The organism is Chloroherpetonaceae bacterium (genome assembly GCA_025056565.1).
Classification (GTDB): Bacteria; Bacteroidota; Chlorobiia; order Chlorobiales; family Thermochlorobacteraceae; genus Thermochlorobacter.
On record JANWWA010000001.1, the window covers coordinates 201,492 to 223,526 of the forward strand.

17 protein-coding genes are annotated in these 22,035 nt (G+C 49.6%); 8 read left to right on the forward strand and 9 right to left on the reverse strand.

The window, feature by feature from the left end; translation table 11 throughout:
• Position 1 precedes the first annotated feature (1 nt).
• On the forward strand, positions 2-880 hold the full coding sequence (locus tag NZM05_00895) for a fructosamine kinase family protein (GenBank protein ID MCS7012173.1): 879 nt from the start codon (positions 2-4) through the stop codon (positions 878-880).
• Here the strand turns inward: NZM05_00895 and NZM05_00900 are convergent.
• Positions 815-2,257 (reverse strand): FAD-dependent oxidoreductase, encoded by a 1,443-nt coding sequence (locus tag NZM05_00900; GenBank protein ID MCS7012174.1) that lies wholly within the window; start codon positions 2,255-2,257, stop codon positions 815-817. The genes NZM05_00895 and NZM05_00900 overlap by 66 nt on opposite strands.
• A gap of 151 nt (positions 2,258-2,408) precedes the next feature.
• On the opposite strand from NZM05_00900, the gene NZM05_00905 reads away from it, so the two are divergent.
• Positions 2,409-2,882, forward strand: coding sequence for an acyl-CoA thioesterase (locus NZM05_00905; GenBank protein ID MCS7012175.1), 474 nt, complete (start codon positions 2,409-2,411; stop codon positions 2,880-2,882).
• Between the two features lie 131 nt (positions 2,883-3,013).
• Here NZM05_00905 and gyrB read toward each other — a convergent pair whose 3' ends face one another.
• Together gyrB and NZM05_00915 are read right to left on the reverse strand one after the other, a co-directional pair.
• On the reverse strand, positions 3,014-4,966 hold the full coding sequence (gyrB, locus tag NZM05_00910; GenBank protein ID MCS7012176.1) for a DNA topoisomerase (ATP-hydrolyzing) subunit B: 1,953 nt from the start codon (positions 4,964-4,966) through the stop codon (positions 3,014-3,016).
• Between the two features lie 125 nt (positions 4,967-5,091).
• On the reverse strand, positions 5,092-5,511 hold the full coding sequence (locus NZM05_00915; protein MCS7012177.1) for a hypothetical protein: 420 nt from the start codon (positions 5,509-5,511) through the stop codon (positions 5,092-5,094).
• 48 nt (positions 5,512-5,559) lie between these two features.
• On the opposite strand from NZM05_00915, the gene NZM05_00920 reads away from it, so the two are divergent.
• Positions 5,560-7,488 carry a DUF294 nucleotidyltransferase-like domain-containing protein gene (locus NZM05_00920; GenBank protein ID MCS7012178.1) on the forward strand — a complete coding sequence of 643 codons (1,929 nt, stop codon included), beginning with the start codon at positions 5,560-5,562 and terminating at the stop codon, positions 7,486-7,488.
• 12 nt (positions 7,489-7,500) lie between these two features.
• A complete protein-coding gene (locus NZM05_00925; GenBank protein MCS7012179.1) occupies positions 7,501-8,211 on the forward strand; it encodes a 3'-5' exonuclease in 711 nt (236 codons plus the stop codon).
• A gap of 60 nt (positions 8,212-8,271) precedes the next feature.
• Here NZM05_00925 and uvrA read toward each other — a convergent pair whose 3' ends face one another.
• From uvrA to NZM05_00955, 6 genes are all read right to left on the reverse strand, one after another.
• Entirely contained in the window at positions 8,272-11,100 is a 2,829-nt protein-coding gene (gene uvrA / locus NZM05_00930; GenBank protein MCS7012180.1) for an excinuclease ABC subunit UvrA, read from the reverse strand.
• A gap of 187 nt (positions 11,101-11,287) precedes the next feature.
• Positions 11,288-12,379 carry a class I fructose-bisphosphate aldolase gene (locus NZM05_00935; protein MCS7012181.1) on the reverse strand — a complete coding sequence of 364 codons (1,092 nt, stop codon included), beginning with the start codon at positions 12,377-12,379 and terminating at the stop codon, positions 11,288-11,290.
• 81 nt (positions 12,380-12,460) lie between these two features.
• Positions 12,461-13,435: an FAD-binding oxidoreductase gene (locus NZM05_00940; protein ID MCS7012182.1), complete on the reverse strand. Its 975-nt coding sequence runs from the start codon at positions 13,433-13,435 to the stop codon at positions 12,461-12,463.
• Between the two features lie 41 nt (positions 13,436-13,476).
• Positions 13,477-14,163 (reverse strand): hypothetical protein, encoded by a 687-nt coding sequence (locus NZM05_00945; GenBank protein MCS7012183.1) that lies wholly within the window; start codon positions 14,161-14,163, stop codon positions 13,477-13,479.
• A 24-nt stretch (positions 14,164-14,187) separates the two neighbouring features.
• Complete coding sequence (metF, locus tag NZM05_00950; protein ID MCS7012184.1) at positions 14,188-15,078, reverse strand: methylenetetrahydrofolate reductase [NAD(P)H]; 891 nt, start codon at positions 15,076-15,078, stop codon at positions 14,188-14,190.
• A gap of 143 nt (positions 15,079-15,221) precedes the next feature.
• On the reverse strand, positions 15,222-15,665 hold the full coding sequence (locus tag NZM05_00955) for a hypothetical protein (protein ID MCS7012185.1): 444 nt from the start codon (positions 15,663-15,665) through the stop codon (positions 15,222-15,224).
• A gap of 120 nt (positions 15,666-15,785) precedes the next feature.
• On the opposite strand from NZM05_00955, the gene NZM05_00960 reads away from it, so the two are divergent.
• The 4 genes from NZM05_00960 (at position 15,786) to NZM05_00975 (ending at position 22,014) form a co-directional block, all read left to right on the forward strand.
• Positions 15,786-16,232, forward strand: coding sequence for a BLUF domain-containing protein (locus NZM05_00960; protein ID MCS7012186.1), 447 nt, complete (start codon positions 15,786-15,788; stop codon positions 16,230-16,232).
• A gap of 116 nt (positions 16,233-16,348) precedes the next feature.
• Entirely contained in the window at positions 16,349-16,759 is a 411-nt protein-coding gene (locus tag NZM05_00965; protein MCS7012187.1) for a MerR family transcriptional regulator, read from the forward strand.
• Positions 16,760-16,840: 81 nt separating this feature from the next.
• Positions 16,841-18,838: a heparinase II/III family protein gene (locus NZM05_00970; GenBank protein MCS7012188.1), complete on the forward strand. Its 1,998-nt coding sequence runs from the start codon at positions 16,841-16,843 to the stop codon at positions 18,836-18,838.
• Between the two features lie 32 nt (positions 18,839-18,870).
• Positions 18,871-22,014, forward strand: a complete 3,144-nt coding sequence (locus NZM05_00975; protein ID MCS7012189.1) for a putative LPS assembly protein LptD — start codon at positions 18,871-18,873, stop codon at positions 22,012-22,014.
• The last annotated feature ends 21 nt before the right edge of the window (positions 22,015-22,035 follow it).

Here is a 22,035-nt window from a genome sequence, read left to right on the forward strand (position 1 = left end):
CGTGGGCGAAAGAATTTACGACACACTGACGCATCTACTTTCGGAGCGATTCCAGACCACAGTGAAAGTATTAGCCCGTCGCCCTGTATCAGGGGGCTGCATTCACAACGCCGAGTATGTTAAGACAAATGTCGGTGAGTTTTTCTTCAAGCATAATGCACGCTCGCATTACGAGAACTTCCAAGCGGAAGCTGATGGGCTAAGGCAGCTGCAAAGCACGAACACCCTTGCTGTACCCACTGTGCATCTTGTTGCTGCGACTGAACACGATGCGCTTCTGGTCTTGGAGTATATCGTGCAAGGCGTGCCTTCAGCGAAGTTCTGGGAAACATTTGGAGAGCAACTGGCGGCCTTGCATCGACATACGCAAATGACATTCGGGTATGTGCGTGATAACTTTATTGGTGCGTTGCCGCAGCGCAATCGTCCACACTCGAGCTGGGTGGAGTTTTTCATCTGTGAGCGACTGCAGCCTATGGTGGAGCGTGCAGTTGCCGCTGGACAAATGACTACGAATGCTGTCCAACGGTTTGAATCCCTTTATCCAAAGCTGCCAAGCATCTTCCCATCCGAGCCGCCAGCCCTTCTTCATGGTGACCTTTGGAGTGGCAATTTTCTTTGCAACGCTCAGGGCAATCCAGTCGTCTTCGACCCAGCCGTTTACTTCGGGCATCGTGAAGCGGAGCTGGCTTTTATGCACCTTTTTGGCGGCTTCGACCAGCGGCTCTTTGATGCCTACCACTGCACCTTTCCCTTAGCCCCGAATTGGCGTGCACGCATTGACCTCTACAACCTCTACCCACTACTGGTGCATCTAAATTTGTTTGGTCGCAGTTACTGGTCCGCTATTGACACCACGCTGCGCCGATACGGTGCTTAATGTGCTGGCTGCAAGCCTTACTTTGGCGTCTAACTTTTCCGCCACGGCTTTTCCAGAAAGTGCTGCCCCTTCCATTGAGGCTAAATACTTCTGATAGGTGTAATCACCGCAGAGATAGAAATTTTCAATCGGCGAGAGCTGGTCGGGGCGGTAGCGGTCGACGCCAGGCACTGCTTTGTAGACCGATTCAGGAATTTTGACCACTGTTGCTTTCAGCAGTTTTGCAGTTCGTGCCACTGGAAAGAGTGTTTTCAATTCCTCTAAGACGCGTGCGACAATCACATCATTAGGCAATTGCATTAAGTGATGTGCAGGGGCTAACACCAAGCTAAGCACACTTCCCCCTACTGCACTGCCTTGCCCAGCCTGAAAATCCTCGGGGCAGGTGATTGAGACATCGGCAAAGGTGGTAAAGGTGGTGCCGTGTGCGAACATCAGGTTATTGGTGTCGGTGATTTTTCGGTCGAACCACATCTGGCAATTTGCCACTGGGCTGCCTACAAAGTGATAGAGATTGTAGAAGTAATCATATTGCAGCCATGCCTTAGGAATGAGCTTTTTGAGACTATGCACGGGCAGGGCTGAAATGTATGCATCGGCTTCCACGAAGCGACTGTCGCTCAGCACAGCACTTTGCACAGCAAGCTTACTATCTAGCACGAATTCTTTGAGGCGCGAACCTACAAAAATTTTGCCCCCTTTCTCTTCAATGTAGCGCCGCATGGGTTCAATCATACTTGCGCCCGGATTTGCCTTAAAGAAGCCGAACCGTGCGTCTTCGTAGTTGCGACCAAAGTAGTTGAAGATGGTTACCATTGGTCGCGCCGATATCACATTTGGCTCAATGAAGTTGAGAGCCAGCGAAATCGGTCGCCAGAGCCGTTGCAGAGAATGCTCTGTGCAGCCGTGCCGTGCATGCCAGTCTGAGTAAGTGAGGGAGTCTTGTGCACGAAAATACTCTTCATTGCCGAAGAGCAATAAGGGTAACAGTCCACGCACCAGCGAAAGTTTATCTTGCCAGTTAATTACATTGGTCTTCAAGCCGCCAAGCAGCTCTGCGAGAGGACTGGGCCAGCCTTTGGCTTTTTCAAAGCGGGTCTGCCGTCCATCTTTTTCGGCAAAAATGAGCGCAAGGTCTTTCCACTCAAAATTGTTTTCTGCACCAATCTTTTTCAGCACCGATTGCAGTTCCTTATAGCCTCCGAACAGCACATGCAGACCTGACTCAATCGTGTCACCATCTTGGTCTTTCCAAACAGAGACCTTACCGCCTAGCACCGCACGTTTTTCATATAGTTCTACCTCGTAGCCTTTATCAAGCAAGTGTATGGCAGCGGTTAGCCCTGCAATGCCACCCCCGAAAATGGCAATCTTCATTAGAAGCGTCTTTTTTTCAGGAGAAAACAACTTTTTGCTCTGATGGTTTCCCACTTTGTTCAATGTGGGTGAAGGCAAGCAGTTTATTTGCTTCGCACTATATTGCAGCAAACTGTACATACTTGAAAATTAGATTCAAATCACGCACAATATGTCACAACATCACAGTCACACGGCGCATTCTACTCAAAAACCGAAGGTTAAAGCATTTGAGCTGACCCTACCGATTGAAATTATGCCTCACGATATCGACTATGCTGGTGTCGTGAGCAACATCACCTATGTGCGCTGGCTGGAGATGCTTCGTGTCAAGATGATTCAAGCTTACCTTTCAGTCGAGGAGCAATTGAAGATGGGAATTTCTCCCGTGTTGCTAAAAACTGAAATTCACTACAAGAAAGCCGTTAAGTTTTTGGATAAGTTAGTTGGCAGGATGTGGATTAGCCACGCTACCCCTTTGCGATGGACTGCTTCAGCAGAATTTTTGGTAGAGGGCAAGCCCGTTGCGCAAGCTGAGCAGTTGGGTATCTTTGTCAACCTCTCCACGATGCGCCCTGTGCCCATTCCAGAGGAACTGATGCGCATTTACCACGAAGCTGAGAAGAAAGCTCGCCATCATCACTAATCGCGCCAACAAGGGTGTGGGAACACGGCGCGCTGCATCAGTTCATCGGCGATTTCTGAACTTGCACTGCCATGACTCTTTGCTTACATCAGGGGACTTGGCAATGTGTGGGCACTTTACTCAAGCTCGGGTTAAATATCCAATCGGCGCACATATTTGGCGTTGTTTTCAATGAACTCACGGCGCGGCTCTACTGCATCGCCCATCAGCGTTGAAAAAATTTTGTCTGCTTCCATTGCGCTTTCAATGCCAACTTTGAGCAAAGTGCGCTTCTCTGGGTTCATCGTTGTCTCCCAGAGCTGTTCAGGGTTCATTTCACCTAAGCCTTTGTAGCGCTGCACCATCACTTCTTTGCCTTTTTCTTCGAAGCGCTTAATCGCTTCGTCGCGCTCTTCATCATCCCATGCATAGACCATTTCTTTCCCTGACTTGATGAGGTAGAGTGGTGGCTGTGCAATATAGACGCGTCCCGCTTCAATGAGACCGCGCATATAGCGGTAGAGGAAGGTCAAAAGCAAGGTGCGAATATGCGAGCCATCGACGTCGGCGTCAGTCATTAGAATAATTTTTCCGTAGCGCAATTTTTCGGGATTGAATTCATCTTCGCCGATGCCTGTGCCTAATGCCATAATGATGGTGCGAATTTCCTCGTTTTCCAGCATTTTGTTGAGGCGCGCTTTTTCCACATTGAGAATTTTGCCTTTCAGCGGCAAGATGGCTTGGAAACGTCGGTCGCGCCCTTGTTTTGCTGACCCACCTGCGCTATCGCCCTCGACAATGTAGAGTTCGCAGAGTTCGGGGTCGGTGTAAGTGCAGTCTGCCAGTTTGCCCGGCAGTCCAGCGCCGTCGAGAGCTGATTTACGACGCGCTAACTCTTTGGCTTTGCGTGCCGCCTCTCGCGCTTGCGCTGCGCCTAATGCCTTTTCAATGATGATTTTGGCCACGCTGGGATTTTGCTCAATAAACTCGCCCAGCTTTTCATTGACAATTGTTTCAACAATTGTCTGCGTCTCGCTATTGCCCAGTTTGGTCTTGGTTTGACCTTCAAACTGTGGCTCAGGCACTTTGACTGAAATAATCGCAGTTAGTCCTTCTCGATAGTCATCGCCTGTAAGCTGAATGTTTTTGGCCGACTTTAGGAGGTCGTTTTTGGCGGCGTATTGGTTCATTGTGCGCGTCAGTGCCTTGCGAAAGCCTGAAAGATGCGTGCCGCCTTCTACGGTGTTAATGTTATTGACATAAGAGAGCACATTCTCTTGATAGGAGTCGTTGTATTGGAAGGCAATTTCGACCAATGTGCCATCACGCTCACCCTCAATGTAGATGGGTTTTTTCATCAAGGGTAGGCGGTTGGCATCTACATAGCTTACAAATTCTACAATGCCGCCTTTGAAGTGGAACTCTTCTCGCCTTGGTTCTTTTTCGCGCAGGTCTTCAATGACGATGTGAAGATTCCGATTGAGATAGGCTAACTCGCGCATGCGGTCAGCTAATGTGTCATAGCGGAACTCACGATTTTTGAAAATCAGTGGGTCAGGCATAAAGGTGGTTTTTGTGCCCGTGTCAGTTGGTTTGGTCTTGCCAATTTCTTTGACGGGTGCTTCGGGCACCCCACGCTGATAACGCTGGTAGAAAATTTTACCGTCTCGCTTGACTGTTACTTCACACCATTCCGAAAGCGCATTCACCACCGATGCGCCGACCCCGTGCAAACCGCCTGAGACTTTATAGACGCTTTTATCAAACTTACCGCCCGCACCAATTACCGTCATCACCAGCTCGAGGGCGGACTTGCCTGTCTCTTTCTTGATGTCCGTAGGAATACCCCGTCCTCTGTCTGAGACCGTTACCGAACCGTCCTTATTGATACCGACATAAATGAAATCGTTATACCCCGCAAGGGCTTCATCGACAGAGTTATCGACAATTTCATAAACCAAGTGATGCAAGCCACGAATGCCGACATCGCCGATATACATTGCTGGGCGCTTGCGCACATGCTCAATGCCGCTCAGCACCTGAATACTCTCAGCACTATACTCGCTTGCTACCGCTGCGGTCTGCCGAACAGACTCTTCTGCCATTGACCTCAAGGTTTAGTTTATACAAATTGCTTGAGCCGTAAATATACGCAAAAATGCGGCTTTGCAGAGCCTCAGGGCAATCAAGCTCGAAGTGCTTTTCGGCTAAAACGTTGTGCTGCCAGCACTTAGCTTTGCGCTGGCGGATTTGTGCGATAGGCTTTGCGGGCTACCGATGCCGAAATAATGCCTGCAAGTCCTCCTACGACAATTGCGACGGCAATATCGTAGAGCAGTCGCACCACATAGCCACCGAAAAGCAAAAGTTGCAGCATATCTAGCGCCAAGCATGCCAGCAGTGAGGCTGTTACACTGATGCGAAAGGCTTCCCAGTAGCTTAGGAAAAGTTGATGCGTTTTGATGTAGTGAAATGTCGTCAATCCACCGCAGATGACCAGCCCAATCCCATACCGATTTAGCTGATTGACAAATGGAATAATGCCGATGACAAAATAAACCAACGCTCCAAGAAACATTGAGCGCTTCGGGCTGGGCAACTCTGGCAGCGTTGGCGACTTGTGCTCACTTGTAAGTGCAGGTTCCGACATCTGAAACTTTGAGAAAACGTGTAACTTCCCATCAAACGACCGAAAGTTATGGAATCGGTTCAAAGTTTCCTGAAAGGCGTTGCCCCTTTTTCCTTGCTTGCAGACAAAGAGCTTGAGGAAATTGGTAAAAAATTGCTGATTGAATTTTTCCCAAAAGATACCCTGATTTTGCGGCGCGATGTTGATAAGGCAGAGTTTGTCTACATCGTGCGCAAAGGCGCGGTTCGCATCACGCGCGGCATCCTCAATGAAAATGAGCGCTTGATTAGCATCTGCGGCGAAAAAGATATTTTTGGTGTCTCTTCGGTTCTGGAAGGCGAAGCATTTGTTTTCAACGCCAAAGCTGACCAAGACACGATTTGCTACCTTCTGCCGAAAGATGACTTTAAAGCCCTGCTCAGCAAGCATAAAGCGATTGCTGACTTTTTCTCCTCCAAGCTCTCCGTCTCACTTTCAAACGCCTATCTGGAAGGCTCACTTCGGCTTTCGCAGCGCCGTGCAGGAGATGAGCCGACGCTGCTTTATCAACCTATTCGCAATTTGATTAAGCGTCGCCCTGTAGTCTGTCCACCTACGCTGTCCGTGCGTGAGGCTGCCGAAGTAATGACGCTGGAACGCATTGGTTCAATTGTCGTCGTCGATGACGCTGGCTGTCCGCAAGGTATTCTCACGGATACAGATATGCGCGCCAAAATTGTGGCGCGAAATGTACCTGTTGACACCCCGATTGCACAAGTGATGTCTCAGCCAGTTATCACGATTGATGCTGAGCAAAGCATTCTGGACGGCATTATGCTGATGACCAAACGGCGCATTCACCACCTTTGCGTTACAGAGCAGAAAGAAGGGCGCGCGCAGTTTATTGGGGTGGTTTCCAAACATGATTTGATGCTCCTGCACGGCATTAGTCCAGTTGCAGCTATTAAGAACTTAGAGGCTCAGCAAAGCCTTGAAGGTCTCATTGAGACACGCTTGCAGATGGACGCTGTTGTCGATTCCCTCATTGCACAAGGCATTCGCGCACGCAAGCTTACGGAAATCATCACAGCTTTCAACGATAAGCTCACTGAGCGCCTCATTGAGTTTGCTGAACAGAGAATGCAAGAGCTGTCAGAAGGCAAGCCGCCTTGCCCCTACTCGTGGATGGCACTTGGCAGCGAAGGACGAAAGGAACAAACCACAGCAACCGACCAAGACAACGCTATTGTGTTCGAGAACACCTCTCAGCTTGCGGCGGCTAAGCAATACTTTCGCAAAATGGCTGGGTTTGTGGTTGATGACTTAGAGCGCTGCGGTTTTCCAAAGTGCAAAGGCTTGATTATGGCAACCACACCCGAGTGGTGCGTTTCTCTGAATGAATGGAAACAGCACTTTCGCAAGTGGGTGCATTCAGCGCACCCAAAAGCTTTGCTCAACATCACCATATTTTTGGACTTCCGCACGCTCTACGGTGAAAGCCGCCTGACTGATGCACTCTACGAGACGCTTTTTGCGGAGCTTGAAGCAGCGCCGAATTTTCTTTTCTTCATCACGCAAAATGCGCTGCGCACCAAACCGCCTATCGGCTTTTTCGGCACATTTGTCGTGGAGTCGTCGGGTGAAAATAAGCACAAGTTCAACCTTAAAGAGCGTGCGCTTCGCCCACTCATCGATGCTGCACGAATTTTATCGCTTGCTGCACGCTCTTCGGAAACCTCTACCGCTAAGCGCCTTGCAATTGCAAAAGAACAGCACCTTTTGCGAGACACCCTTTTAGACAATGCAATTGAAGCCTTTGACTACCTAATGACCTTGCGGCTTGCGCATCATAGCCGACAGCGGCAACTAGGCAAAACGCCTGATAACTTCATTGACCCTGACGACCTCTCCTCCATAGAGCGTAATGCGGTCAAAGAAGCCTTCCGTGTCATTGAAGAGCTACAAGCCGAATTGCGTGATAAATTTGCAGGCGGGCGTGAAGTAGAGCTTTATGAATAAACTACCATCACAATGAGCTGGCTTAGACAACTTTTTGCGCAAAAGCAAGCCACCCAAGCACTGCCTGACGCACTCTTGCCTTATTTTACCAGTCCCCTACCTCACAAAAAACTACCGATTGACACGCTCACTTTTGTCGTCATTGACACAGAAACGACTGGACTGAATCCTACCAAAGACCAACTGCTCTCGATTGGTGCAGTGCGCCTGAGAGCGATGCGAGTGGATTTAAGCGAGACTTTTTTTGAAAAAATTTACTGCGAACAAGCTGCCTCACCTGAAACGATTGCGGTGCACTTTATCACTCCTGAGGAAAGTCGCTGTGCTCCACCGCTCTCGCAAGTATTGCCCCAATTCCTCTCCTTCATTGGTACAAATGTGCTGATTGCGCACCACGCTCGGTTTGACTTAGCATTTCTCAATGCGGCTTTGCGTAAGCACTATGGCAGAGAACTGCGTAACTACTGTCTCGATACGATTGACCTTGCACATGCTCTTGCCAGCACGAAGCAATCATTCGAGTATCTGGGCTTAAACCCACGACAGATGCCTGAATACGAGTTAGATAAGCTCGCAAAGTCGCTCAATATTCCATTGGAAGCGCGCCACGATGCGTTGAATGATGCAGTCGTAACTGCACAGATTGCGGCTGTGCTGCTCAAACGTCTCGCTCAAGTTGGCGTGCATACTTTGCAAGATTTGCTCTACCTTTCACGCATTTGATGCCGCACTTATTTCCTTTGCTACACTGGCTCTTATAGTGTGCGCTTTCCTACCTATTTGTCAATCCAACTCACGGCGCAGGAAATAACCCGTAATGGAATGGGGGTTTTCGGCTACCTCTTCAGGTGTACCCACTGCCACAATGCGTCCGCCACGCTCTCCGCCTTCTGGACCTAAATCAATTACCCAATCGGCTTGCTTAATCACATCTAAATTGTGCTCAATTACCACGACGGTATTGCCCTTATTGACGAGCTGATGCAACACATCAAGCAGCAGTTGAATATCGCGAAAGTGCAGACCTGTAGTTGGTTCATCGAGAATGTAAAGCGTCTTTCCTGTTTGAATTTTTGCCAGTTCTGCAGCGAGCTTGATACGCTGCGCTTCGCCGCCCGATAAGGTGGTGGAAGATTGTCCTAAGCGCAGGTAGCCCAAACCCACACTTTCCAGCACTTGCAAGATGCGCTTGATGCGTGGGAAATCCTCAAAAAAGAGACGCGCCTCTTCAATGGTCATCTGCAGCACATCGGCAATTGATTTGCCCTTGTAGCGCACTTCTAGCGTTTCACGGTTATACCGTTTGCCTTTGCACAGATCGCAGGTTACATACACATCGGGCAGAAAGTTCATTTCGATTTTCTTTACACCGTCCCCTTCACAGGCTTCGCAGCGTCCGCCCTTGACATTGAAGCTAAATCGACCGGGCTTGTAGCCACGAATTTGCGCCTCAGGCAAGGAGGCAAAAAAATCACGAATGAGTGTAAAGACACCAGTGTAAGTAGCTGGATTTGATCGGGGGGTTCGTCCAATCGGTGACTGGTCAATGTCAATTACTTTATCAATGTGCTCCACACCTGAAATGCTCTTGTACGGCAATGTGCGAAGTTTCGAGCGGTAGAAGCGGCTGGCTAAAATTGGATAGAGCGTTTCGTTGATGAGCGACGATTTGCCTGAACCACTGACGCCCGTAATCGCTACAAACTTACCCAGCGGCAGATGTAAAGTTACATCTTGCAGATTATGTCCTGTGCAGCCTTCCAAGACGATGAATTTACCGTTGCCCGCACGCCGCTGTTTGGGTACAGCAATTTTTTCAACGCCTTGCAGATACTTTGCTGTGAGCGATTCGCGGTTCAGCGTTCTCGCCGTGCCTTCCGCTACGACATAGCCACCGTGTTCGCCTGCACCCGGCCCTAAGTCAATGATGTAGTCGGCATGCTCCATCGTTTCTCGGTCGTGCTCAACCACTATGACACTATTGCCCAAATCACGCAGTTGCAGGAGCGATTGAATCAGTTTCATATTGTCGCGCTGATGCAGCCCGATTGAGGGTTCATCAAGGATATACAGCACGCCTGTTAGCTGTGAGCCGAGCTGTGCCGCTAAGCGAATGCGCTGTGCTTCACCGCCCGAGAGTGTCGCAGCCGAGCGTGAAAGCGTGAGGTAGTCTAATCCAACATTGAGTAGAAAATTCAATCGCTTGGTGATTTCTGCCAGAATCGGCGTGGCAATTGCAAGGTCGCGTCCTGATAGAGCCTTTGGCAGCGATTCAAAAAACGCTTTGCACTCTGGAATTGGCAGGTCTGCAACTTCCGCAATGCTTTTTTCCTGAATTTTCACAAACAGGCTCTCAATGCGCAGCCGTGCACCTTTGCAGGTTGGGCAAGGCTCTTTCTGCATAAAACTTTCTGCCCACTCTCGCACTGATGCGGATTGTGTAGTTGCATGCGTGCTTTGCACATAGTCAATCAGTCCGTGAAACGGTGCACTGTAAGCATATTCGCGTCCGCCGTAGCTGTAGCGCAGCGTTACTGGCTCACGCGAGCCATAGAGCAATAGGTCAATGAACTTTTTGGGCAAACTGGACATCGGCGTACTCAGGGAAACTTGATGTTGTTCAGCTAAGGCTTTTACCAGCTGCCACATACTGCTGCGTCCTTCTCTGCCCAGTGGAGCAAGCCCTCCCTCTGCAAGACTGCGTTCAGGGTCAGGAATGATCAGGTCGGGGGAGACTTGCATCACTTCGCCCAAGCCTTCGCAGGTTGGGCATGCGCCGTAGGGAGAATTGAAGCTGAAATTATTTGGAGCTAATTCTGCCAGCGCCAGCGTGCCATCAGAATAGGCGTAATTCTTGTTGAAAAACATATCTCGCCGATTTTCGCCGAGTACCTCGCAAATCATCGTGGATTTGCTTTCAGAGAGCTGCAAGGCGAGCGAGATGGCTTCTTTTAGACGCGGCGTAATCTCGGGCGAAATCACAAAGCGGTCAACGACCAGTTCAATGTCATGCACTTTGTAGCGGTCGAGCTTCATGCCCTTTTTGAGTTCAACGGTTTCACCGTCGACTCGCACACGCACAAACCCGCGCTTTAAGAGGTCGCTAAATAGCTCACGGTAGTGCCCTTTGCGTCCTACTACCAGTGGTGCCAGCAGTTGCACCTTTGTTTTCTCGGGCAAGCGCAAAATTGCGGCCAGAATGTCTTCTTCGGTCTGTTTTTCCAAGCGTTGGTTAGTTTTGGGGTCATAGCGAATGCCAATGCGTGCCCAGAGCAGGCGCATAAAGTCGTAGATTTCCGTAATCGTGCCGACCGTCGAGCGTGGGCTGCGGGCAGTGGTCTTCTGCTCAATAGAGATAACGGGCGAAAGCCCATCAATAAAATCCACATCAGGTCGCTCAATTGCACCGACAAATTGACGGGCATAAGCAGAGAGCGTTTCCATAAATCGCCTTTGCCCTTCGGCGTAAATGGTGTCGAATGCCAAGCTGGATTTGCCTGAGCCAGACAGCCCCGTAATCACCACAAGCTTATTGCGAGGAATCTGGACATGGATATTCTTCAAGTTGTGCACCCGCGCACCCCGCACAATGATATGCTGCAACTCGGACATTCAAGCAACCTTCAAAAAAATTAAGCTCAAATATACGCCAAATCCGCTTCGCTACGCATATCACACGGCAAGGTGCATAGGGCGGGAGAGCACTTTTTGCAAAGTTTTTTGCGCAAAGAAAAAAGTCTGCAAAGCCTGCCTAAATTGCAGCACGGCTCTGCAGACTGTTTGTGAGTTGGATTTCTCCTTAGGCAATCGTGATGTTTTTATCGAGATAGACGTCTTGAATGGCGTGCAGAATCGCAATGCCTTCTTTCATTGGTTTCTGGAAGGCTTTGCGTCCTGAGATGAGTCCCATTCCTCCGGCGCGCTTATTGATGACGGCAGTGCGCACCGCATCGTAGAGGTCGTTATCGCCTGATGCACCACCTGAGTTAATCAGTCCTGCGCGCCCCATGTAGCTGTTGATGACTTGATAGCGGCAAAGGTCAATCGGGTGGTCGGTTACAAGGTCAGTGTACATTCGGCTATCGGTCTTGCCATATGGATTTTCCTTTGTGCTGAGTGCCTTGTAACCCCCGTTGTTTTCAGGCAACTTTTGCTTAATGATATCCGCTTCAATTGTTACGCCCAAGTGATTGGCTTGTGCTGTGAGGTCTGCTGCCACATGGTAGTCCGTTCCATTTACTTTGAAGGCAGGGTTGCGCAGATAGCACCACAGAATCGTGACCATTCCAAGGTCGTGTGCTTGCTTGAAGGCCTCCGAGACTTCAATAATTTGGCGATTGGATTCAGGTGAGCCAAAGTAAATCGTTGCACCAACACCCACGCAGCCCATATCAAACGCCATCTTGATATTCCCGAACATAATTTGGTCATACTTGTTCGGGTATGTGAGAAATTCATTGTGGTTAATCTTGGCAATGAACGGAATCTTGTGCGCATACTTGCGCGCCACGCTTCCCAAAACGCCGAATGTGGAGGCTACAGCATTGCACCCGCCTTCAATCGCCAGTTTCACGATATTCTCGCCATCAAAGTAAATTGGATTTTTCGCAAACGATGCCCCTGCAGAGTGCTCAACGCCTTGATCGACTGGCAAGATAGACAAGTATCCCGTGCCCGCTAAGCGCCCTGTGTTAAAGAGTAGTTGCATATTGCGCAAGACATTTGGGCTTCGGTCTGAGTGCACCCAGACACGGTCAATGAAATCTGGCCCAGGCAAATGCAAGTGCTCTTTTGGAACTTTAGCGCGATACTCTAAAAGATTCTTTGCTTCTGCACCTAGCACCTCTTCTACATCAATTGTGAGGGTGCTTTCAAGAACGGCAGTACTCATAGCTGTAACAGATTTTGGTTGGAAAAACTTGCGTTCATTTTCTTGCGGAAACGCTGGAATATACGCACACGAGATGTTTATTCAATCGTTCACTCTATCTTGTAGCACTGCGGCCGCCAGCTGACAAACCTCTTCGGCACACCCCCATGAAAGCGTAATGCCGCTACCGCCGTGTCCGTAGTTGTGAATTACATTCGGCCATTTGGGGTCGCGCTCCAGACGCACTTCAGTTCTGCCCGGACGCAAGCCCACTTTTGCGCCTAAAATCGGCATACCTTGCAGATGTGGTTCTAACGCCACGCAGCGCGCCACAATATCCGACGACAGCGTTTCATCGGGCGTGCAATCCCATTCGCCTATATCTGCCGAGCCGCCAAGAATCACATCGTGTGAACGCGGAATGATATAGGTTGGTCGTGTTGGGCAAGGTGGATTGTCAAATGTGTAGCCTTGCACCTGTTTTGGTCGTGCCACGCTCAGAACTTGCCCACGAATTGGATAGAGGGCTTCATCACCACATAGTTCGCGTGCCCCTAAGCCTGCACAGTTCACTACCAGTGCCGATGTTTGCGCAAGGGCTTGCACAGAGTGCACTTCAGCTTGCACCACCTCTGCGCCCAAGTGCTGCGCCCAGCGCAAAAGGTAGGGCATATACACATTGGTCTCTACCAATGGCACTTTGGCAAGGTAGCCATCGGCGAACCCCGCTGGTAGCTCGCTTTGTGAGAGGCGGCGAATTTGCTCAACGGTTTCACGCCACCACAGGTTAGGCGTTGGCTCAGCATAAAGGGCGATAAAATCGACCATCGAAACGCCAGCAGCAGGGTCTGCTGCCAGTTGTTTGAAGCGTTCAAAGGCCGCCTTGCACCATCCTTTCATCCGTTCAATGGGTCGCGCATTGTAAGGATACCAAATGGCAGCTGCCACATTAGATGTTGTCTCAGGCGGGAGCGCCTTTGCGAGCACTTTGAGATGAAGCTCAGGATGCTGCTCTAAAAGACGCACAGCGGTCGAGAGCCCCATTACACCTGCGCCGATAATAGTTACAGTGCGCATACTTTTCTAGTGAAAATACGCCGCATTCTCACTTTTTCGCTCTAAAACTGCACTTGCAAGAGCCTCACCGAATACAGCGTTGTCGGATGCTGATAACTTGCTGACACGCTTGGCACTGGTGAGATGCAGAGCTGTCCATCTTTGATGTGCAGGAGCGAGCCGCTTTCTCCAGCTTTTGGCGCGCGTCGTGATAGGTCGTAACCGAATGTGCCAGCAAGCAGTGTTATTATGAAAATGCCTAATACTGCTGCCACCCCTGATACGAACACTACTACATCGTTATTTCGAATGGTCAGTCCTCGAGAGAGTTCCGCCAGAAAGAAGGTGAGTACAGTCCCTCCTGCACAACCTAGCCACGAGAGCCAGAAAGAACCTTCGTCGCCATAGCTATTACCTGCCAGTGTAATACCGCCTGCACAGCCTGCTGTGGTTAGAAGCAGTACCAAAGCACCTGTTACAACATTCTGCTGAATAATTTGCAGCGTTCCGCCTACCAATAGACCGACTGTCAAGCCGCCTACGCCACTTAGCCACTTGATTCCAAATGGCGATTTGTATCCTACAGAACTTTGTTCCTCTTGCCTTACTTGATATATCGTCACACTACTACTTACAGCAGGCATGCTTACGGTTGCCGCCCAATCCGTCTGGAAGGATAGAGACTGTGCTGAGCTTTGGGCACAGAGCGAAACAAGCAGCAGTCCAGTTATCACAAGTTGTCGCATCATTTGCAGGGTTCAGGGTTGAGAAAATTAAACCGCCAGCTGCTCGGAGTCTTGCACGCCCAGCGTTTCGTAGATTTTGAGCGTGGCGCGTGAGCTATTTAGCGTGTAGAAATGAATGCCTTTTACGCCATGGTGCATTAGATCTGCCACTTGTTCAGTCGCCCAGTGCACGCCAACCTTTTCGACGTCGGCATCATCTTTCACACGGTTAATTGCGCGCAGAAGCTTTGCAGGGAAACAGGTGCCGGGCGACAGCTCAGCCATTCGAAGCATACCGCTGCGCGTGGTGATAGGCATAATTCCAGCGATAATTGGCACGCGAATACCTGCAATTTCACACCGCTCGCAAAAGTCATAAAAGTAGTGATTGTCAAAAAAGAGCTGTGTGACGATGTAATCAGCTCCTGCATCGACTTTCATCTTGAGGTAGTCCATTTCCTTGAGTCGATTTGGCGTTGCAGGGTGTCCTTCGGGGAAACCTGCCACGCCAATGCCCATTTGCGGAAAGTGCTTTTTGATAAATGCCACCAGTTCGGCGGCATACTTGAAGTCTTGATGCTCAGGCGTCCAGTTTGGAATGTTTCGAGGTGGGTCGCCGCGCAGAGCCAGAATGTTATGCACCCCATTCTCATCGTAGCGCTTTAGGATCTGGTAAATTTCTTCTCGGCTTGAGCCGATTGTTGTCAGGTGTGAGACCACCGTCAAATTGGTCTCTTTCTGAATGCGCACCACAAGGTTATGGGTGCGCTCGCGTGTCGTGCCCCCTGCACCGTAGGTGACGCTCACATATGAGGGCTTGAGCGCCATCAAATCCGCAATCGTGTGGAAGAGCTTGTCCCAATCGGCTTCTTGCTTTGGTGGGAAAAACTCAAAGCTGAAGGCAGTCTTGTTTGATTTCAGAATATCTCGGACTAACATAGCTTACCGATTTAAGTGTGCAAATATATCGCTTTGCAACGAAAGGACTGTGCGTGGGCATATTAACAACCCTTCACATCATCATTCTACTTTTTCAAGTGGGGCTATGCGTTGGCACTCTGTCTTACTTTCCGCGTTGGAACTTAGTCAGCCAGCTTTGGTTTTTGGGCCAGTCGATCCAGCGTTAGCTTGCTTTGCTTAATTTGAATTTGCGCTGTAATCCACGCTCGCGCATTTTGCTCTTCACCCCATGTAAAAATTTTGATGGGGCACTTTGGCATAGCCTTCGTTAAGCCCACAGAAATTGGGCGCAAGTAGCGAATCATTTTCGTTGATTTCATCACGGCAACCAGACCCGCAAGGTATTCGTGCAAGTCAGGCGGCAGTTGCTCTGTCAGAATCAACGGCGGTTTCGGGCGCGGCAATTTTGGCTCGGTGGCATCGCAGCGATAGAAGATACCAAACACTTCCTTTCGCTCCACAGCCCGATAAATCGCTTTGTAAAAATCTTTCAGCATCGCTTGACTGACGGGCGAACCTGTGCGCAGCGTCAGGAGCGGAAAAGTTGAGTCATCAATTTCATACATAGACTTGAACTACCTGCTGCAAATTGCAAATTCTCTACGCCTTCAAAAAACTGAACAAGCATATCTTGTTGTTTAAGCAGGCTCAAGCAGTGCATCAACCGCATTTAAACTGATATTCTGATGTCGCTATACCGACTGGTCTATTGCAGCCTTGCATCTGAGACGCTAACGCTTGAGGACGTCAAAGAAATTTCCCGCAAGGCTAGTCTTAACAACGCAAAGCGCGCGATTTCAGGTGGTTTGCTGTATTGCGAAAGCCAATTTTTACAAGTTTTGGAAGGCGGCCTTGAGGAAGTGAATTATACGTTTTCTCGCATTGTGCGCGATGAACGACATCACGACATCAAGCTCATAGAGTTTGGCAAAATCCCAAAGCGGCTCTTTCGGGGCTGGGATATGTCGCTTGTCTTTTTTGCGACAGCACGCGAGTTTCAATCGGAGTACAGCAAATTCAGTGCCACGCGAGACTTTAACCCACTGAGCTTAGACGGCAACGCCTGCGCAGAACTTGTCTTCGAGCTCTTGGAAAAACAGCGTCGCAATCCTCTTACGCTGGCAGTAACTTAGGCCGTTACTTCGATTCAGTGCCTTTACTGCAAGGCATAGCACAGGCGATGCAGTTCAGTATGAAGTGTGGCGTGCGAAGCATAAATTTGAGAAAGGCAACTTGAGCTCGCTTACGAATGTCGCACGCAGATATGAAAACCTTCGAGGCAAAAAAACTTTATTACTCCATCGGGGAGGTTAGCAAGATTACTTCGCTTCCAGCGTATTTGCTTCGACATTGGGAAAATGAGTTTCCACAGCTTTCACCCTCTCGCAATGCCAAAGGCAATCGCATTTACACCAACAAAGACATTGCCACTGTGCTCACTATCAAAAAGCTCATCTATGAAGATGGCTACACGATAGAAAAAGCCCGTGCAATGCTGCGCGGTCAGCCGGTTTCCAACGATATGGTAAAGGAGACCGAAACCCTGCTTCGCCAGCAGCAACCTCCGATTAAGCTGGTTAGTAAGAATACCGAACAGCAGCGCAAACTGCTCTTGGAAATGCGTGCCGTTATTGAAGAGCTTCTGGAAAAGCTAAAGTAGCCAGCAAGGTGGATTGGCTTTGCAGCACATTTGTTCTGCACGACACTCTTCCCTGTCTGACAGGGCACTTGGACACTTAATATGCTGAGCACATACCTGCGCATCACGGAGCATTACATTTTGCGACGAAATTGGTTCGCATTTCAGCAAAGAGTTCTTCGGCGTTCGCTGTCCGACAAGGCATTTTTGCAAAGCTTTCCCGACTATCCCACTCAGCCTGAGCTTTTCCTTGATACCTTCTTACGCAGCTCGCGCTACAGCTTCTTTTTCAACTTCACGAACCGCAAGGAGTTTTTCATGCAATCCTTGTGGCAACTTCATTCGCAAACTGATATTGTGCGTCAGGCAGAGCAAATTATGCGAAACCGCTTTACTTTGTTTAGCGCTTCGCACCAATTTCAAGACCAGTGGGATTGGCACTTAGACTTTCGCACAGGGCAAAAGTTCGACGCTCAGACCTTCTACACCGCTCTCAAACTGCCTTGCAATGGCTCCGACATCAAGTTTCCTTGGGAGCTTTCTCGCGCGCATTTTATCTGGACGCTTGGCAAAGCGTATTGGACAACAAATCGGAGTGCCTACAAAGAAAAATTCATTGCGCTCATTTCAGACTGGCTTGCGAAAAACCCATTCTGCTATGGCGTAAATTGGCTTTCACCGATGGATGTAGCCTTGCGTGCCGCAAACTGGATTGCGGGCTTTTACTTTTTCTGCCACGACCTACAGTCTGCTTCGTTCTGGATACGCTTTCTTAAATCGCTCTTTCAGCACGGGCTATATCTTGAACATAACCTTGAATACACGCGCCGAAGTGGCAATCATCTTCTTGCAGATGCACTGGGACTTTTGATGCTAGGATTCTTCTTCAAGCAAACTGCACAAGGACAGAAGTGGCTTAGGGTAGCCAAAACAATTTTGGAAGAAGAAATTTTGCGTCAGACTTACACCGATGGGCTTAGCTATGAAATGAGCCTTGCTTATCACCGCTTTGTAACAGAACTCCTCTTAGCCGCTTGGATTTTGGCATCACTCAATCACCAGCCCTTTTCAAGCAGTTTCAAGGCGCGCTTGGAGAAGATGCTCGAGGTGATTTTGCACTACATCAAGCCTGACTGCACTGCACCGCTCATTGGTGATGCCGACGATGGGCGGCTCTTTTGGTTTAATTTGGAAAGTGATTTCAACTGCCACACCGACATTTTAGCCACAGCCAGCGTAGTGTTTCAGCGCAGCGACTTCAAAGCGGGTGCTCGCCACTTCTCTGAGCATGCGTTGTGGCTTACGGGCATTGAGGGCTGGGAGACTTTTCAGCGTCTTCCGGATGCACCACGTCCTACTTGCTCAAAGCTCTTTGCTGAAAGCAAACTCGCCGTGCTCTACGCCCCTCAGATGCACATTACGATTGACGCTGGCGAACTTGGCAAACGCGGCTGGGGCGGACACGGACACAACGACACTTTTTCCTTTGAACTGTTTTACGATACCGCGACCTTCATTACGGACTCTGGAAATTTCTGCTACACCTCAGACCGTGCCCTGCGCAATCAGTTTCGCTCTACGGCTGCGCATAACACGATTATGCTTGACGGCGTAGAACTCGCTGAATTTGCTAGTGATTTCAAAGTGAAAAAGGATTGGACAAAACCCACCGTGCTACGGTGGCACACTAGCCACACTTGCGATGAGCTGGAAGTTGAACACTATGCTTATACTCGCTTGCCCCAACCCATTACACATCGCCGCCGCTTCATACTGCACAAGCCAATCCCCCGCTTTGAAATTCATGACCAGCTCTTTGGCAAAGGCACTCATCAAGCCACGCTTTTTTTGCATTTTGCACCTGAAATTGAGGTCAAAGAAATGACGCACGGCACTTACCATCTTTTGCATCGTGACAGTCAGTCTGCGCTTTTTCTTACAATTGAAGGCGCCGACTCGATTGCAATTGAGCCAAGCGACTTTGCACCCCGCTATGGGCAGCGCCTTTCCAGCCTGAGACTGCGAGCGCAAAAAACCTTTTCCCCAGCGGCAGAACTTCACACAACTATTTCAGCGCCACGCCACACATCACTTGGATGATGCAAAGGGAGCTGTCTGCACATTTACACCTGTTGCCTACGCTGCTCGTGATAAGTATCGTTGTCGCCAGCTTTTCTGCCTGTAAGCTGAGCGAGCTAAGCAAAACACAGGTTTTGCCCGACACGCTGCGTGCCTTACCGCCGAAAGATTCCTTGCGAACCTCTCGCACGCCACTGGATACTGCTCGCCTTGCGCAGGCTGATACAGTCGGCGCACTGCCCGCTCAACTTGCTCAAGCTGCACGCTCCGATACACCTTCACGCCTCTCGGTAATACCTGATACCACCAAACTAAAACAATCGGCAAAAGCTCCACTTAGCCTTCCCAGCCAGAAGAAAAAGACTGCACAAGCTGATACGGTGCGCCTACGCCTTGAAAAGCCCCGAGAGATTCCTCGTGAAAAGCCACTGCCCTTACGCGAGCAGCGTCAGGTAAGTCGCATTAAAGCTTTGCCGATATTGCCTTTGCCTGCTCCTAATATCCGCTTGCTGATTGATACTGCGCTTACGGTTGCTCAACCTATTGGGACACGCATTTTTGGTCGTGCTACTTTGGCAATTCTTGACTCTATTTTCGCAATTGAAGAAGCCAAAGCGCGTGCTGGCGAGCTGGATACTATTGTTTTTTACTCAGCGAAAGATTCGGTTGTCTTCGATCTGGTTAGCAAGGAAATTCGCTTGTATGGCGATGCTAAAATTGACTATCAAGAGTTCAAGCTCTATGCGCCTGAGGTCGTGCTGGAGCCAGAGACCTATACGCTCACAGCCAAAAGCCTCTACGATGAACAAGGTGAGCCGATTAAAAATCCGAAATTCAAAGACCCTACAGGCGAATACGATGCCGAGACAATGAGCTACAACTTCAAAACCAAGCGCGGCAAGGTGAAGTATGTGGAAACCGTCATCGACAATGGCATTTATCGTGGCGCTACTATTAAGCGGCAGGCGACGGGGGAGCTGAATGTCGAAGACGCCTTCTACACTACTTGCAACCACCCTATTCCGCACTTTTACTTTTACTGCCGCCAGATGAAAATCATTCCGGGCGACCGTGTGATTGCACGTCCAGTTGTGCTTTACATTGAAGATGTACCCGTGTTTGTGTTGCCTTTTGCCTTCTTTCCCACGCGTGGCGGTCGGTCGTCAGGCATCATTGTGCCGCGCTATGGGCGAGACAATTTTAAGGGTTGGAACTTAGCGCAAGGTGGCTACTACTTTGCGATTAACGACTACCTTGATGCACGCATTGTCGGCGATATTGGCTTTCGCGGTAGCTGGCGACTGGGCGGTGCTTTGCGCTATGTCAAGCGCTACGATTTTCAAGGCGGTATTCAAACTGAGTTTGAGCGACTGATTTTCAACGAAACGGGCGACCCTGATTTTCGGCAAAGCGACCAGTGGAATTTAAGTATTCAGCATACGCATACCTTTGACCCCACTATGTCGCTTTCAGCCAACCTTAACTTCGTAAGCGGCAGCCAGTTCAGCTTGCAAACCTTTAACCCACAGAACATTTTGAGCCAGCAAGCAACTTCGAGCGCCACCTTTCAAAAGACTTTTGGCGAAAATGAGCGCACCATTAACATCGGCTATCAACGCACACAAAACCTACGCGAAACTAACCTGACCAATAGCGTCTCGTTTGCGTTTAACCAAATCCAGTTCTTTCCCTTCCGTCCTCGCAAAAGCACTGGCAGAGGATTTTTGGAGCAAATTGGCTTAGCGCCTAACCTCAATGTGAGCGGCACGCTGAACAACACCGATACGACCTTTTCTGCTAACGTGAATGCAAGCACGCAGTTTGGTTTTAATGTGCAGCAGGAAATCGTGCCCGGCTTACAATACACGCTGGCTGCGAACTTCACAGCAAATGGACAGTATCAAAATGCGCAGCGAATCGGTTTGTTTAATCCCGACCAAGAAAAGTCGGGCGCACAGCTTCAATACCCTATTAGCTTTTCGCTGGTTTTGCCGCGTTACACCACCAGTTTCAACTTTGGCTTAAACCTCAGCACTTTTCTCATTGACCGCACGGTGCAGAAATTTATCAGTCCAACCACACGGCGCGACACCACTGTTGAGCGACGCGGTCTTACAGGTTTTACCACCTACTCGCTTTCAGCTGGCGTCAGCTCACGCCTCTTTGGCACGCTCTTTACGCCATTTCTTGAGGACATCATCGGCTTGAAAGCTGTGCGTCATACCCTGCAGCCAAATATTTCGTTTGTCTACAACCCCGACTTTCAGCGTCCTGAGTTCGGCAACTTTGCTACTTTTGTCGACACGCTTGGCAGAGTGCAGCGCTACAATCGCTACGAACGAGCGCTTTTTAGCGGCGTGCCCAGCGCCAGCCAATCTATTAACCTCAATGTGCAGAACATCTTTGAAATGAAGGTGGCCGTTCTTGACACCACCAAGCCAATTGATGACCCTGCTCGCAACGAAAAAGTTATTCAAGCTCTGAACTTGGGGCTTTCGACAGGCTACAACTTTGCGGCGACAGAATTCAATCTCGCTCCTTTGCAAGTTACGGCGCAAAGCAACACACTCGCTCCTGCCCTTTCGCTTAACGCCAGCGCCACATTTGACTTTTATAGCTTCAATGATAGCACAGGGCAACGCCTTAACCGTTTTCTATGGAACGATGGCAAAGGAGTCTTGCGGCTGACACAAGCCTCGCTCCAATTTTCCACCAACCTTTCTGGTGAGCGACAACCAAACCCACAACGACAAACCTTTGCGGATACCACCCAACCGCAACTACAAAATGCCAGCGCAACTATCTTACCTAACGACTTAGGTGGTTTAGCACTTGGACGCAATGTCGACTACGACATTCCTTGGAACCTGTCGCTCAATGCGAACCTCAGTGCCACGCAAATCAATCCACTTGAACCGTTGCAACTGGATGCGATTCTTAGCGGGCAAATAGGCATTACGCCGACGCCAAATTGGAAAGTCACTGCGACCGCGTCTTATTCGATTCGCGAGCGCCGTTTTGCCGCACCTCAAATTCAAATTAATCGGGATTTTCACTGCTGGGAGATGAGCGTTAATTGGGTGCCGATTGGCGCTTTTAGCAGCATCTTCCTGCAAATCAATGTCAAAGCGCCTCAACTGCGTGACATTCGCATTGAGCGACGCGATACGCCCCAAAATATCTTCTTCTCGCCATAGAAAATTGCCTGCAGCGCCACG